Annotated in this window: 1 rRNA gene; it reads left to right on the top strand. The window is 40.7% G+C overall.

Annotation, left to right across the window (positions count from 1 at the left end):
- Window positions 1–103, top strand: a 23S ribosomal RNA gene (locus H4J67_RS20215); the annotation flags it as partial.
- Window positions 104–243 lie beyond the last annotated feature (140 nt).

Genomic DNA, 243 nt, shown 5'->3' with positions numbered 1-243 from the left:
CTCCCTAAAGGGTCGTTGGAGACTACAACGTTGATAGGTCAGGTGTGTAAGGACTGCGAGGTCTTGAGCTAACTGATACTAATTGCCCGTGAGGCTTAACCATACAACACCCAAGTAGTTTTGCTGCGAAGTGTTTGTAAAAGACTGACATATAAAGAATAACTTCACGCACTGTAATGAATTGAATAAGAAAACGCTTTTATATTTATGGCTCTAGCGAGCAACAGCTTTCAAGATTGTAAC

Origin of the sequence: Colwellia sp. BRX10-4 (assembly GCF_014077465.1) — a bacterium.
In the GTDB taxonomy this organism is placed as follows: domain Bacteria; phylum Pseudomonadota; class Gammaproteobacteria; order Enterobacterales; family Alteromonadaceae; genus Colwellia_A.
This window is presented reverse-complemented; position numbering and strand designations above follow the sequence as displayed.